The sequence below is a fragment of the Pseudomonas sp. genome (assembly GCF_040514055.1).
GTDB lineage: Bacteria > Pseudomonadota > Gammaproteobacteria > Pseudomonadales > Pseudomonadaceae > Aquipseudomonas.
Map to the genome: position 1 here is coordinate 49,143 of NZ_JBEVDL010000041.1, position 13,403 is coordinate 62,545.

The 13,403-nt window shown below is 64.5% G+C and carries 11 protein-coding genes; 10 read left to right on the forward strand and 1 reads right to left on the reverse strand.

The features are described 5' to 3' along the window. Nucleotides 1-3 precede the first annotated feature (3 nt). From ABWY06_RS10685 to ABWY06_RS10710, 6 genes are all read left to right on the forward strand, one after another. Complete coding sequence (locus ABWY06_RS10685) at nucleotides 4-1,428, forward strand: ATP-binding protein (RefSeq protein WP_353925562.1); 1,425 nt, start codon at nucleotides 4-6, stop codon at nucleotides 1,426-1,428. A gap of 353 nt (nucleotides 1,429-1,781) precedes the next feature. Further along, a complete protein-coding gene (locus ABWY06_RS10690; RefSeq protein ID WP_353925551.1) occupies nucleotides 1,782-3,035 on the forward strand; it encodes an ABC transporter substrate-binding protein in 1,254 nt (417 codons plus the stop codon). Nucleotides 3,036-3,228: 193 nt separating this feature from the next. Next, on the forward strand, nucleotides 3,229-4,137 hold the full coding sequence (locus ABWY06_RS10695) for a carbohydrate ABC transporter permease (RefSeq protein WP_353925552.1): 909 nt from the start codon (nucleotides 3,229-3,231) through the stop codon (nucleotides 4,135-4,137). Then, nucleotides 4,130-4,975, forward strand: a complete 846-nt coding sequence (locus tag ABWY06_RS10700) for a carbohydrate ABC transporter permease (RefSeq protein WP_353925553.1) — start codon at nucleotides 4,130-4,132, stop codon at nucleotides 4,973-4,975. Before ABWY06_RS10695 ends, ABWY06_RS10700 begins: the two co-directional genes overlap by 8 nt. Nucleotides 4,976-5,061: 86 nt before the next feature. After that, on the forward strand, nucleotides 5,062-6,216 hold the full coding sequence (locus ABWY06_RS10705) for an ABC transporter ATP-binding protein (protein ID WP_353925554.1): 1,155 nt from the start codon (nucleotides 5,062-5,064) through the stop codon (nucleotides 6,214-6,216). A 174-nt stretch (nucleotides 6,217-6,390) separates the two neighbouring features. Beyond that, nucleotides 6,391-7,605: a maltoporin gene (locus ABWY06_RS10710; RefSeq protein WP_353925555.1), complete on the forward strand. Its 1,215-nt coding sequence runs from the start codon at nucleotides 6,391-6,393 to the stop codon at nucleotides 7,603-7,605. Between the two features lie 34 nt (nucleotides 7,606-7,639). Here ABWY06_RS10710 and ABWY06_RS10715 read toward each other — a convergent pair whose 3' ends face one another. Next, nucleotides 7,640-8,497: a MurR/RpiR family transcriptional regulator gene (locus tag ABWY06_RS10715; protein ID WP_353925563.1), complete on the reverse strand. Its 858-nt coding sequence runs from the start codon at nucleotides 8,495-8,497 to the stop codon at nucleotides 7,640-7,642. Between the two features lie 179 nt (nucleotides 8,498-8,676). On the opposite strand from ABWY06_RS10715, the gene zwf reads away from it, so the two are divergent. The 4 genes from zwf (at nucleotide 8,677) to rluB (ending at nucleotide 13,004) form a co-directional block, all read left to right on the forward strand. Continuing rightward, the gene (gene zwf, locus ABWY06_RS10720) at nucleotides 8,677-10,146 is read left to right on the forward strand and encodes a glucose-6-phosphate dehydrogenase (RefSeq protein ID WP_353925556.1); all 1,470 of its coding nucleotides are present in this window, start codon (nucleotides 8,677-8,679) and stop codon (nucleotides 10,144-10,146) included. Next, nucleotides 10,133-10,849, forward strand: coding sequence for a 6-phosphogluconolactonase (gene pgl / locus ABWY06_RS10725; RefSeq protein WP_353925557.1), 717 nt, complete (start codon nucleotides 10,133-10,135; stop codon nucleotides 10,847-10,849). The genes zwf and pgl overlap by 14 nt, the downstream gene beginning before the upstream one ends. Nucleotides 10,850-10,863: 14 nt before the next feature. Further along, the gene (locus tag ABWY06_RS10730; protein WP_353925558.1) at nucleotides 10,864-11,529 is read left to right on the forward strand and encodes a bifunctional 4-hydroxy-2-oxoglutarate aldolase/2-dehydro-3-deoxy-phosphogluconate aldolase; all 666 of its coding nucleotides are present in this window, start codon (nucleotides 10,864-10,866) and stop codon (nucleotides 11,527-11,529) included. 200 nt (nucleotides 11,530-11,729) lie between these two features. After that, on the forward strand, nucleotides 11,730-13,004 hold the full coding sequence (rluB, locus tag ABWY06_RS10735; RefSeq protein WP_353925559.1) for a 23S rRNA pseudouridine(2605) synthase RluB: 1,275 nt from the start codon (nucleotides 11,730-11,732) through the stop codon (nucleotides 13,002-13,004). Nucleotides 13,005-13,403 lie beyond the last annotated feature (399 nt).

A 13,403-nucleotide genomic window follows, 5' to 3' on the forward strand; every position in this document is an offset into this window, starting at 1 on the left:
TTGCTGCCGCGTTCGCTGCTGGGGCGCATGCTGCTGCTGACCCTGCTGGTGGTGCTGCTGGCGCAGGCCTTGTCGAGCCTGATCTGGTTGTCGCAACTGCGCGCCAGCCAGATGGAAGGACTGTTGACCAGTGCCCGCAGCCTGGCCCATTCCATGGCGGCCAGCGTCAGTTATTTTCGCTCGTTGCCCCTGGGGTACCGGCCGCTGGTGCTGGATCAGCTGCGCAACATGGGCGGCACGCGGTTTTTCGTTTCGCTCAACGATAAGCCCCTGGTGATGCAGGTGCTGCCGGCCACCCCGCGCAAAAGCGCGGTGCTGGCCGAGGTCGACCAGGTGTTGCGCGAGCGCCTGGGCCGCCAATTGGACCTGTCGGTGCAGTTCGTCGGCCCGGACGACCTGCGGATCTTCAACGGCGAGCTCAAGCTGGAGGAGTTGCCGCGCTCCTGGGCCCACTATGCCCTGAGCCTGGAGCCGGTGGACCCGCCGGTGCTGGTGACGCAGATCCAGATCGCCCCGGACGAGTGGCTGTATATCGCCTCGCTGATGCCCGAGCCCTATGTCAGCCTGGAACCCCAGGGCCTGCCGCTGCAGCAGCTGTGGTTTATCCTGCTGACCAGCAGTTTTCTGCTGCTGTTTATCGGTTTGCTGGTGCACTGGCAGAGCCGTCCGCTCAAGCGCCTGGCGGTGGCGGCGCGGGAGATGTCCCTGGGCGCCGAGGTCGAGCCGCTGGCGGAAGCCGGCGGCAGCGAAGTGGTGGAGGTCAGTCGCGCCTTCAATGCCATGCGCGAACGCATCGGCCGTTACCTGAACGAACGCAGTCAGTTGTTCAGCGCCATCTCCCACGACCTGCGTACGCCCATCACCCGCTTGCGCCTGCGCGTCGAACTGCTGGAGGACGAGGCGGTGCAGGGCAAGTTCGGCCGTGACCTGGATGAGCTGGAATTGCTGGTCAAGGGTGCACTGCAGTGTGTCAAGGACACCGATATCCACGAGAATATCGAGCCGGTCGATCTTAACCAGCTGCTGTTGTGCGTGGTCGAGCCCTATCTGGCGCCAGCCGGCAATGGCCGCATCACGCAGCTGGGCGAGGCGCTGCAGGCTTACCCGGGCAAGCCCCTGGCGCTCAAGCGCTGCATCGGCAACCTGATCGACAATGCGCTCAAGTATGGCCAGAACGCCCACCTGCTGATCGAGGACGATGCCGAAGCCTTTGTCCTGCATGTCGACGACGAGGGGCCCGGCGTGCCCGAGCAACGTCTGGAACAGGTGTTCCAGCCGCATTTTCGCCTCGCCGGGCAGCAGCAGGGCTACGGCCTGGGGCTGGGCATCGCGCGCAATATCGCCCACAGCCATGGTGGCGAAGTGAGCCTGCGCAACCTGCGCGAAGGCGGCCTGCGCGTGACCCTGGTGCTGCCGCGTTTTGCGTAGGATGGGTGGGGCCGCCTAGGTGGGGCCGCCTAGGTGGGACCGCCTAGGTCGAGCGCAGCGATATCCATCGAACAGTTTCGTAGCCCGGATAAGCCTCGGCGCAATCCCGGGATGCGAGTTTCGCTGAAGCGCTAATGACCGCTGGGTTTCGCCGGACAACCGCGCTACCCAGCCTACGAGCGTCACCGAGCGCACTTTTGCGCGGTTGCAATCAATGCATGACCTTATGTAACCACCCCGTGACCTTTGCGCGTCCCTTCGTTACCCGCCGGCCTGTTGGCCTTGGTTAGACTCCTGTGCAGGGCAGGCACCAGACTTGCTCCCGCATAACAACAAGAAACAAGGACCTCTTCATGAAAGCGATTTCTCGCCTCACCGCTGCTATCTCCATTGCTTCGTTACTGCCCCTCAGCGCCCTGGCCGGTCAGGTCGAAGTGTTGCACTGGTGGACCTCGGGCGGTGAAAAGCGCGCCGCCGACACCCTGCAGAAACTGGTCGAAGCCAAGGGTCATACCTGGAAGGACTTTGCCGTGGCCGGCGGCGGTGGCGAAGCCGCCATGACCGTGCTGAAAACCCGCGCGGTATCCGGAAATCCGCCTGCCGCTGCGCAGATCAAGGGCCCGGATATCCAGGAGTGGGGCGAGCTGGGCCTGCTGGCCGACCTCGATGACGTGGCCAAGGCCGCCGAGTGGGACAAGTTGTTGCCCAAGCAGGTCGCCGACATCATGAAGTACGACGGCTCCTATGTGGCGGTGCCGATCAACGTGCACCGGGTCAACTGGTTGTGGATCAACCCCGAGGTGTTCAAGAAGGCCGGCGCCACGCCGCCGACCACCCTCGAGGAATTCTTCGCCGCCGCCGACAAGCTCAAGGCCGCCGGTTTCATTCCCCTGGCCCATGGCGGTCAGCCATGGCAGGACGGCACCGTGTTCGAGGACCTGGTCTTCGCCATTCTCGGCGCGGACGGCTACCACAAGGCCTTTGTCGAGCAGGACAAGGCGACCCTGACCGGCGACAAGATGGTCGAAGTCTTCGCCACCCTGAAAAAACTCCATGGCTATATCGATGCCGACGCCGCTGGGCGTGACTGGAACAGCGCCACCGCCTTGTTGATCAATGGCAAGGCTGGCATGCAGATCATGGGTGACTGGGCGAAAAGCGAGTGGAGCGCCGCCAACAAGGTGGCGGGCCAGGATTACCAGTGCCTGCCGTTCCCCGGGACCCAGGGCAGCTTCGCCTACAACATCGACTCGCTGGCCATGTTCAAGCTGGCCGACGCGGAGAACCGCAAGGCTCAGGAAGACCTGGCGCGCACCGTGCTGGAGCCGGAGTTCCAGCAGTTCTTCAACCAGAACAAGGGCTCCATCCCGGTCCGCCAGGACCAGGACATGAGCCAGTTCGACAGCTGCGCCCAGCAGTCGATGCGCGACTTCAAGGAAGCCGCCAAGGGTAACGGCCTGCAGCCGAGCCTGGCCCACGGCATGGCCGCGTCCAGCTACGTGCAGGGGGCGGTGTTCGACGTGGTGACCAACTTCTTCAACGATCCGGATGCCGATCCGAAGAAGGCCGCGCAGCAACTGGCCGCCGCCATCCAGGCGGTGCAATAGCCCAGCGCCCGGGGCTGCTCCGGCGGCCCTGATCCGCCCGATTCAACGCTGTTAACGCCCGGTGCGGGCCCGCTGGCCCGCGCCTGGGAAGCGTTCGCGCCCATTTTTTTGTGTCTGGGCTCGTCGACCCCTGTTGGGGTCGGAGTGCCGCGACGCGGTAACGGTCTTTATCGTCGCTTCAATGGAGTGTCCCATGAGCTCAACCGCCGTTTTCGCCAAGGCTTCGCCGCTGGACGCCTTACAGCGCTGGCTGCCGAAGCTGGTGCTGGCGCCGAGCATGCTGATCGTGCTGGTCGGCTTTTACGGCTACATCCTCTGGACCTTTGTCCTGTCGTTCACCGGTTCGCGTTTTATGCCCAGCTACAACTGGGTCGGCCTGCAGCAATACGCACGGCTGATGGAGAACGACCGCTGGTGGGTGGCGAGCAAGAACCTGCTGGTGTTCGGCGGGCTGTTTATCGGCATCAGCCTGGTACTCGGAGTGTTGCTGGCGGTGCTGCTGGACCAGCGGATCCGCCGCGAAGGCTTTATCCGCACGATTTTCCTCTACCCCATGGCCCTGTCGATGATCGTCACCGGCACCGCCTGGAAATGGCTGCTCAACCCGGGCCTGGGCCTGGACAAGCTGCTGCGCGACTGGGGCTGGGAGGGCTTGCGTTTCGACTGGCTGGTGGACCCCGATCGGGTCGTCTACTGCCTGGTGATCGCCGCGGTCTGGCAGTCCTCCGGTTTTGTCATGGCGCTGTTCCTGGCCGGGCTGCGCGGGGTCGACCAGTCGATCATCCGCGCCGCCCAGGTCGATGGCGCCAGCCTGCCGAACATCTATCTGCGCATCGTCCTGCCGAGCCTGGGGCCGGTGTTCTTCAGCGCGCTGATGATTCTTGCGCATATCGCCATCAAGAGTTTCGACCTGGTCGCCTCGATGACGGCCGGCGGCCCGGGCTACGCCTCGGACCTGCCGGCGATGTTTATGTACGCCCACACCTTCACCCGCGGCCAGATGGGCCTGGGCGCCGCCAGCGCGATCCTGATGCTGGGCGCGGTGCTGGCGATCCTGGTGCCTTACCTGTATTCCGAACTGAGGAGCAAACGGCATGCATAGCCCGGCGCGCAAACCTGTGCTGACCTTCTCGCGGTTGGCCATCTACGCCACCCTGCTGCTGGCCTGTGCGGTCTACCTGGTGCCGCTGGTGGTGATGCTGCTGACCAGCTTCAAGACCCCGGAGGACATTCGCACCGGCAATCTGCTGTCCTGGCCCGAGCTGTTCAGCGCCATCGGTTGGCTCAAGGCCTGGGACGGCATCGGCGGCTACTTCTGGAACTCGGTGAAGATCACCGTGCCGGCCGTGCTGATCTCGACCCTGCTCGGCGCACTCAACGGCTACGTGCTGGCCATGTGGCGCTTTCGCGGCTCGCAGCTGTTCTTCGGCCTGCTGCTGTTCGGCTGCTTCCTGCCGTTCCAGGTGGTGCTGCTGCCGGCGTCCTTCACCCTCGGGCAGTTGGGACTGGCCAACACCACCGGCGGCCTGGTGCTGGTGCACGTGGTCTACGGGCTGGCGTTCACCACGCTGTTCTTTCGCAACTACTACGTGAGCATTCCCGATGCCCTGGTGCGCGCGGCGCGCCTGGACGGTGCCGGCTTTTTCACCATCTTCGGACGGATCCTGCTGCCCATGTCGATCCCCATCGTCATGGTCTGCCTGATCTGGCAGTTCACCCAGATCTGGAACGACTTCCTGTTCGGCGTGGTGTTCGCCAGCGGCGACACCCAGCCGGTCACCGTGGCGTTGAACAACCTGGTGAACACCAGCACCGGCGCCAAGGAATACAACGTCGACATGGCCGCGGCGATGATCGCCGGGCTGCCCACGCTGGTGGTCTATGTGCTGGCCGGCAAGTACTTCCTGCGCGGCCTCACCGCCGGCGCCGTCAAGGGTTGAGCGGCGGCGCCCGCTGAGACGGGGTGGCGCCAGTGCGCCGCGCCCGATCGGCCGCCGCGATGCTTCACCGATTTTGGAGAAATGAAATGGCAACCCTCGAACTGCGTAACGTCAATAAGTCCTATGGCAGCGGCCTGGCCGACACCCTGAAGAACATCGAGATCAAGATCGATTCGGGTGAGTTCCTGATCCTGGTCGGGCCGTCCGGTTGCGGCAAGTCGACCCTGATGAACTGCATCGCCGGTCTGGAAGACATCAGCGGTGGGGCGATCCTGGTGGACGATGCCGACATCAGCGGCATGAGCCCCAAGGATCGCGACATCGCCATGGTGTTCCAGTCCTATGCGCTGTACCCGACCATGACGGTGCGCGACAACATCGCCTTCGGCCTGAAGATGCGCAAGATGGCGCCGGCCGCCATCGAGGAAGAAGTGGCGCGGGTGGCCAAGCTGCTGCAGATCGAGCACCTGCTGGGGCGCAAGCCCGGGCAGCTGTCCGGCGGCCAGCAGCAGCGGGTGGCCATGGGCCGGGCCCTGGCGCGGCGGCCGAAGATCTACCTGTTCGACGAGCCGCTGTCCAACCTCGACGCCAAGCTGCGGGTCGAGATGCGCACCGAAATCAAGCTGATGCACCAGCGCCTGAAGACCACCACGGTCTATGTCACCCACGACCAGATCGAGGCCATGACCCTGGGCGACAAGGTCGCGGTGATGAAGGACGGGGTAATTCAGCAGTTCGGCACCCCGCAAGAAATCTACAACGACCCGGCCAACCTGTTCGTCGCCAGCTTTATCGGTTCGCCGCCGATGAACTTCATTCCGCTGCGCCTGCAGCGCCGTGAGGGGCAGCTGCTGGCGGTCTTGGACAGCGGCCAGGCGCGCTGCGAGATCCCGCTGGGTCTGGCCGACGGCCAGCTCGAAGGTCGCGAGGTGATCCTCGGCATTCGCCCCGAACAGATCCTGCTGGCCCAGGGCGAGGCGCTGCCGAGCATCCGTGCCGAGGTGCAGGTCACCGAGCCGACCGGTCCGGACACCCTGGTGTTCGTCGAGCTGAACCAGACCAAGGTCTGTTGCCGTCTGGCGCCGGATGCCGCACCACGGGTGGGCGAGAGCCTGGCGCTGCAGTTCGAGCCGAGCCGGGTGCTGCTGTTCGATGCGCACAGCGGCGAGCGCCTGGGGCGCCTGGCGGCGCCGGCGAGCCAGGAGCGCGGTGCCAAAGTGACCCAGCTCAAGGGGCGATAAGCAAGGGCGTCGCGCCATTGGCGCGGCGCGGTGAGGCCCCTGGGGAGCAGGCGCGGTATCCAGGGGAGGGGGGCGCGATGACTGCCGTTAGCGCGTCGCGCACCCCGGCAAGGACGCTCAGTTCGGCAGCAGGCGCGATCCCGTTACAACAATAAAAAAACAACAGGAGTGGATATGAAGAACAAACTCGGTTTGGCCCTGACCCTCGGCAGCCTGGCGCTGCCGGTGCATGCGCTGGAGTTCAGCGGCTACGTGCGCAGCGGCGTTGGCGGCTCCGTCGACGGTGGCTCCCAGGCCTGTTTCAAATTGCCGGGCGCGCAATCGAAGTACCGCCTGGGCAACGAGTGCGAGCAGTACGGCGAGTTGGACCTGCGTCAGGACCTGGCGACCCTGGACGACGGCTCGGTCCTGAGCGTCGAGGGCATGGTCGCGTTGTTTAACGAATACGACCATACGCCCAAGTTCACCGGCGATTTCGGCAATGCGCGCATGGCCCAGATGTACGGTGAGTGGAGCAATATGCCGGCGCTCAACGGCGGCTCCTTCTGGGCCGGTCGGCGTTTCTACAAACGGAACGACATCCATATCTCCGACTTCTACTACTGGAACCAGAGCGCCACCGGCGCCGGCTTCGAGGATGTGCTGATCGGTGACCTCAAGTACAGCTACGCCTTCTCGCGCAAGGACAGCGTGTTCCAGAAGGAATATATCAACCGCCACGACTTCAACATCGGCGGCTTCAAGACCAACCCGGGCGGCGAGCTGGAGCTGGGCCTGAGTTTTATCGACAAGCCCAGCAGCGTCGAGGATGCCAACAGCGGTTGGGCGGTGACGTTGCAGCATGTGCAGGACGAGTTCCTCGGCGGCACCAACAAGCTCGCCGTGCAGTATGGCCAGGGACCGGGCACGGGCCTGGGTTACACCGGCGACGTCGGCCTGGACGACAGCGCCAAGAGCTACCGCCTGGTGGAGTTCTTCGATTGGCAGGTGACTCCCCAGTTCGGCGGCCAGGTCGAGGCGGTGTACCAGAAAGACGTGCGTGATAATGCCTCCGACCAGAACTGGCTGTCCCTGGGCGTGCGTCCGACCTACGCCTTCACCGACCAGATCAAGCTGGTCACCGAACTGGGCTATGACCAGGTGCAGGCCTCCGGCGGTACCCGCCGTTTGTCCAAGTTCACCGTGGCGCCGACCTGGTCGCCGGCCGGTCCGGGCTTCTGGACCCGCCCGGAAGTGCGGCTGTACTACACCTATGCCAACTGGAACCAGGCGGCGCAGGATGCGGCCAACCTGCTGGACGCCGGTTCGGCGCTGTCCGACACCGGGGCGTTCGAAACCAGCCGGCATGGCTCCAACTTCGGTGTGCAGGTCGAGTACTGGTGGAAGTAGCCTTGTCCGCGGCCAGGGACGGGATGTCCTGGCGTCAGTCCGGCTCGTCCATCGGGTAACGGCTGTCCACCAGGCTTTCCTTGATCTTGCGCAGGTGCGGCTGGAAGTCCACCCCGCGGCGCAGGGTCACCCCGGTGGCCAGTACGTCGAGCACGGTGAGCTGGATGATGCGCGAGGTCATCGGCATGTAGATGTCGGTGTCCTCGGGCAGCGGAATGTCCAGGCTCAGGGTGCAGAGTTTGGCCAGCGGCGAGCCCGCCGCGGTCAGCCCCAGTACGGAGGCGCCGTTGTCCCGAGCGATGCGCGCCACATCCACCAGCTCGCGGGTGCGGCCGGTGTAGGAAATGATCACGAACAGCTCGCCGGTGTGCGCCACCGACGCCAGCATGCGCTGCATCAGCACGTCGGCGTGGGCGGAGACCGCCAGGTTGAAGCGAAAGAATTTATGCTGGGCGTCCAGGGCCACCGAGGCCGAGGCGCCCAGGCCGAAGAAATGGATCTGGCGGGCCTGAATCAGCAGGTCCACCGCGCGGCTGATCAGTTGCGGATCCAGCAGTTTGCAGGCGCTGTCCAAGGAGGCGATGGCACTGCCGAAAATTTTCTGGGTGTAGGCCTCCGGTCCGTCGTCGGCCTCCACCGCGCGGCTGACATAGGCCGCGCCGCTGGCCAGGCTCTGGGCCAGCTGCATCTTCAGCTCGGGGTAGCCATTGACGCCAAAGGAGCGGCAGAAACGGTTGACGGTCGGCTCGCTGACCTGGGCCGCCTGGGCCAGGGTGGCGATGCTGAAACGGGTCGCCTGCTGGGGGTTGCGCAGGATCGCCTCGGCCACTTTGCGCTCGGCTTTATTCAGCTCTTCGACACGGCCCTGAATCTGCTCGAGAAGGTTTCGCACGCGGTCCATATGGGTTCCTTAGGCGGGGCGGGCAATCGGTGGCCTATCCTACTGATGGGCCTGGGGCTTCGCCAGTGCCGTGGCTTTGCAAAAATATGTTGTTTAGTTACTACATAATCAGTTGATTGAAGCTGTTTTTCGGTGTATTTCTATCACTAATTGTTAATAGAACGAATATTATGCCTGTCATTACGGTCAAACCCTGTACCTTTGTGTTGTTCGGCGCCCTCGGTGACCTGGCGCTGCGCAAGCTGTTCCCGGCGCTTTACCAGCTCGACCGCGCCGGCCTGCTGCACGCCAGTACCCGCATCGTGGCCCTGGCCCGAGAGAAGGGCGAGGCCGGCACGCACCTGGCGACCATCGAGGCCACGCTGCTGCGTTATGTGCCGGCGGCGGACATCGAGCCGACCGTGCTGCAGCGCTTCCGGGCGCGCCTGAGTTACCTGAGCATGGATTTTTTCACCGCCGGCGATTACGCGCCGCTGGCCGAGCAAGTGGCTGGCACCGACCCCTTGATCGCCTACTTCGCCACGCCCGCCTCGGTCTACGGCGCCATCTGCGAGAACCTCGCGGCGGTTGGCCTGGCCGAACAGAGCCGGGTGGTGCTGGAAAAACCCATCGGCCATGACCTGGCGTCGTCGCGGGAGGTCAACGAGGCGGTGGCGCGGTATTTTCCGGAAAGCCGCATCTACCGCATCGACCATTACCTGGGCAAGGAGACGGTGCAAAACCTGATCGCCCTGCGTTTCGCCAACAGCCTGTTCGAAACCCAGTGGAACCAGCACCATATCTCCCACGTGGAAATTACCGTGGCGGAAAAGGTGGGCATCGAGGGCCGCTGGGGCTATTTCGACCAGGCCGGCCAGTTGCGCGACATGATCCAGAACCACCTGTTGCAGTTGCTGTGTCTGATCGCCATGGACCCGCCCAGCGACCTGTCGGCCGACAGCATCCGCGACGAGAAGGTCAAGGTGCTCAAGGCCCTGGCGCCGATCACCGCCGAGCAGTTCGGCCGCCAGGTGGTGCGCGGCCAGTACGCCACCGGGAGCAGCGACGGCAAGCCGGTCCCGGGTTATTTGGAAGAGGAAAACGCCAATCCCCACAGCGACACCGAGACCTTCGTCGCGCTGCGGGCCGATATCCGCAACTGGCGCTGGTCCGGTGTGCCGTTTTACCTGCGCACCGGCAAACGCATGCCGCAGAAATTGTCGCAGATCGTTATCCATTTCAAGGAGTCGTCGCACTATATCTTCGCCCCCGAGCAGCGGCCGTTGGTCAGCAACCGGCTGATCATCCGCCTGCAGCCGGACGAAGGGATTTCCTTGCAGGTGATGACCAAGGACCAGGGCCTCGACAAGGGCATGCATCTGCGCAGTGGCCCGTTGCAGCTGAATTTTTCCGAAACCTATAAAAGCACGCGTATCCCCGATGCCTACGAGCGCCTGGTGCTGGAAGTGATGCAGGGCAACCAGTACCTCTTTGTGCGCAAGGACGAAGTCGAACACGCCTGGCTCTGGTGCGACCAGCTGATCGCCGGCTGGACCCAGTTGGGCGATTCGCCGAAACCCTACACCGCCGGCTCCTGGGGGCCGATGGCCTCGATGGCGCTGATCACCCGTGACGGGAGGTCCTGGTATGGCGATCTCTGAGTTGTCACTGCCGGCCGGCGTGTCCGCCCACGACTGGGACACCCCGCGGGCGCTGGCCCAGTCCCTGGCCGAAGCAGTCGCGACGGCATTGCGCGCGGCCCTGGAGCAGCGCGGCAGCGCCACCCTGGTGGTGTCCGGCGGACGCAGCCCCATCGCGTTTTTCGAAGCCTTGTCCAGCCAGTCGCTGGAATGGCCACGGGTGCTGGTCAGCCTGGCGGATGAGCGCTGGGTGCCGGTCGAACACCCGGACAGCAATGCTGGCCTGGTGCGCCGCCATCTGCTGCGAGGCGAAGCGGCCCGGGCGCGCTTTCTGGGCCTGTACCGCAACACCGACAGCCTCGAGGAGGCCGCTGCGCTGGCCGACCAATTGCTGGCCGACCTGCCGACTCCGATCGATGTGCTGGTGCTGGGCATGGGGGATGACGGGCACACCGCCTCGCTGTTTCCCCACAGTCCGAACCTGCCGCTGGCGCTGCGGCCGGATTGTCCACGCCGCTGCGTGGCGATGTTGGCGCCAAGCGTGCCGCACCAGCGTCTGAGCATGACCCTGCCGTTGCTGGCCTCGGCGCGTCATGCCTTTCTGGCGCTGCAGGGCGCCAGCAAACAACAGGCCCTGGCCCAGGCCCTGGCCGGCGCGGACCCCCAGGCCATGCCGATCCGCGCGCTGCTGCGCGCGCCCCTGCAGATTTATTGGTGCCCCTAAGAGGAGTGGTCGCGATGAGCGCAACCCCGAGCAAACCCAGCATGGCCGAGAAGATCGGCCTGATCGACGATTTCTGCGGGCGCGCGCGCATCCTGCCGGTCATCACCATCAACCGTGAGGAAGAGATCCTGCCGCTGGCCGATGCGCTGGCCGCCGGTGGCCTGACCACGCTGGAAGTCACCCTGCGCTCGGCGCTGGGGCTGACGGCCATCCGCCTGCTGCGCGAAGCCCGCCCCGCGCTGTGCATCGGCGCCGGCACCGTGCTCGACCCGGCCATGCTGGCCGAGGCCGAGGCGGCGGGCGCGCAGTTCCTGGTCAGCCCGGGGGGGACCGCGGAGCTGTTGCAGGCCGGGGTCGAGAGCGCCTTGCCGCTGTTGCCGGGGATCAGCAGCGCCTCGGAAATCATGCTCGGCTACGCCCTGGGCTATCGGCGTTTCAAGTTGTTCCCCGCCGAGGTCTGTGGTGGCGCCGCGGCGCTCAAGGCCCTGGGTGGGCCTTTCCCCGGCGTGCGGTTCTGCCCGACCGGTGGTGTCAATCCGGACAACCTGCGCCGTTACATGCAAGTGCCTAACGTGATGTGCGTGGGTGGCAGCTGGATGCTCGAGGCCGGCTGGATCGCCGCTGGCGACTGGGCCCGGGTCACGCGCGTCAGCGCCGAGGCGCTGACCCTGCTGGACTGAACGGCGCCTGGCAACCCTTTTGCTCGGTCCGGTCTTGCTGCCGGTCCGGGCTTTTTTATGCCCTGGGGATGGTCGCCGCGGGTGCCACCCGGCCGGTTGTGGTCTAGGCTCAACGCCACGCGTGGCGCGTGCGCCAGGCGACGTATCCGCGTATCATGCGCGCCCATTCCATCGGAACTGCCACACCGGGAGGTGCCCAGATGACCGAGCACGATAAAGACACCCATATTACCCACGGCGAAAAGCTGCAGAAAGTCCTGGCCCGCATCGGCCTGGGCTCGCGCCGTGATGTCGAAAGTTGGATCAGCGAAGGCCGGGTCAAGGTCAACGGCAGCGTGGCCACCCTCGGCCAGCGCGTCGACCTGCATGACGCGATCGCCGTCGACGGTCGCCTGCTCAAGCGCGAAGAAGAAGCCGAAACCGTCCGTCGGGTGTTGATCTACAACAAGCCCGATGGCGAGATCTGCACCCGTGTCGACCCGGAAGGTCGTCCGACCGTGTTCGACAAGATGCCAAAGCCGAAAGAAGGCCGCTGGATCAACATCGGTCGTCTGGACATCAACACCACCGGTCTGCTGATGTTCACCACCGACGGTGAACTGGCCAACCGCCTGATGCACCCGTCCTACGAAATGGACCGTGAATACGCAGTCCGTGTGCGTGGCGAAGTCGATGACGAAATGATCGAGCGTTTGAAAGCGGGCGTCGTTCTAGAAGACGGTCCGGCCAAGTTCACCGACATCAAGCAGGCACCAGGAGGCGAAGGCTTCAACCACTGGTACCACTGCGTGGTGATGGAAGGTCGTAACCGCGAAGTTCGTCGTCTGTGGGAATCCCAGGGCCTGGTGGTCAGCCGCCTGAAGCGCGTGCGTTTCGGTCCGGTGTTCCTCAACTCCGACCTGCCGATGGGCCGCTGGCGCGAAATGAGCCAGTACGAAGTCGACATTCTGAGTGCTGAAGTGGGCTTGACCCCGGTGGCCATGCCGCAGATGAACGCCAAGAGCAAAGACAAGCTCGAGCGCATGCAGCGTAAATCGTCCCGTCCGATGGGCACTACCGAGCGCGTACGCACACTGCGTCCTGCGGCAGGCGCACCGGCTGCCGGTCCTCGTCCAGCCCGTGAGCCGCATATCGAAGGCGAACGTCCTGCCCGCAAGCCGGCAGCACCTCGTGCCGATGGCGAGCGCGGTCCACGCACTCCGCGTCCGGCCAACGGTCGCACTGAACGTGGCGAAGGCCGTGGCGCGCCAACAGGCGGTCGCAGCGATCGCGGCGCACCTGCTGGTCGTGGTGAATCGGGTCGTGGTACGCCAGTGGCGGATCGTCCGTCCGATACCAAGCGTCCGGCCAAACCTGCACCGAAAAAACGTCCAGGCATCGTTCTGGTCGACAAGGACGCGCCATCGGGCAAGCGTCGTGGTGCACCGGCCGGTTCGGGCCAGCGTCCGGGCTTCGGTCGTCGCAAGCCTGAGTAATCGGTAAGCGGCACATGAAAAACGCCAACCTTCGGGTTGGCGTTTTTTTTTGCCGCCTTTAATGATGTGGTGAATTCAAGGGCCTCTTCGCGAGCAAGCCCACTCCCACATTCATTCAAGATGTCCCAGAGAGTGCTTGCGCCCATTCACCCTGTGGGAGCCAAGCTTGCTCGCGATGGCGTCTTCGGCCATTCCACCCAGTTCCGGAATGGAAAACCTGCGTTACGGCCTGTAAAGAAAAACTTACGAAATTCCCCGATTCATCCAGCGCAATTGACACTTCCTGGATTCTGTAAGGAATTCCTTCCGTTGGGCGCTTCCATGCCCCCTCGCCAGCGCTCTGGCCCGCTTGTTTCAGCCTCCATAGAAGGATCAGATGCGCCCCATGCCTGCCGCGCA

What these genes read in the sequence shown, in the direction of transcription:
- ABWY06_RS10705 (WP_353925554.1), top strand. Translation starts at nt 5,062, where the DNA reads ATGGCAACCCTCGAACTGCGTAACGTCAATAAGTCCTATGGCAGCGGC.
- ABWY06_RS10710 (WP_353925555.1), top strand. Translation starts at nt 6,391, where the DNA reads ATGAAGAACAAACTCGGTTTGGCCCTGACCCTCGGCAGCCTGGCGCTG.
- ABWY06_RS10695 (WP_353925552.1), top strand. Translation starts at nt 3,229, where the DNA reads ATGAGCTCAACCGCCGTTTTCGCCAAGGCTTCGCCGCTGGACGCCTTA.
- zwf (WP_353925556.1), top strand. Translation starts at nt 8,677, where the DNA reads ATGCCTGTCATTACGGTCAAACCCTGTACCTTTGTGTTGTTCGGCGCC.
- pgl (WP_353925557.1), top strand. Translation starts at nt 10,133, where the DNA reads ATGGCGATCTCTGAGTTGTCACTGCCGGCCGGCGTGTCCGCCCACGAC.
- ABWY06_RS10690 (WP_353925551.1), top strand. Translation starts at nt 1,782, where the DNA reads ATGAAAGCGATTTCTCGCCTCACCGCTGCTATCTCCATTGCTTCGTTA.
- ABWY06_RS10700 (WP_353925553.1), top strand. Translation starts at nt 4,130, where the DNA reads ATGCATAGCCCGGCGCGCAAACCTGTGCTGACCTTCTCGCGGTTGGCC.
- rluB (WP_353925559.1), top strand. Translation starts at nt 11,730, where the DNA reads ATGACCGAGCACGATAAAGACACCCATATTACCCACGGCGAAAAGCTG.
- ABWY06_RS10730 (WP_353925558.1), top strand. Translation starts at nt 10,864, where the DNA reads ATGAGCGCAACCCCGAGCAAACCCAGCATGGCCGAGAAGATCGGCCTG.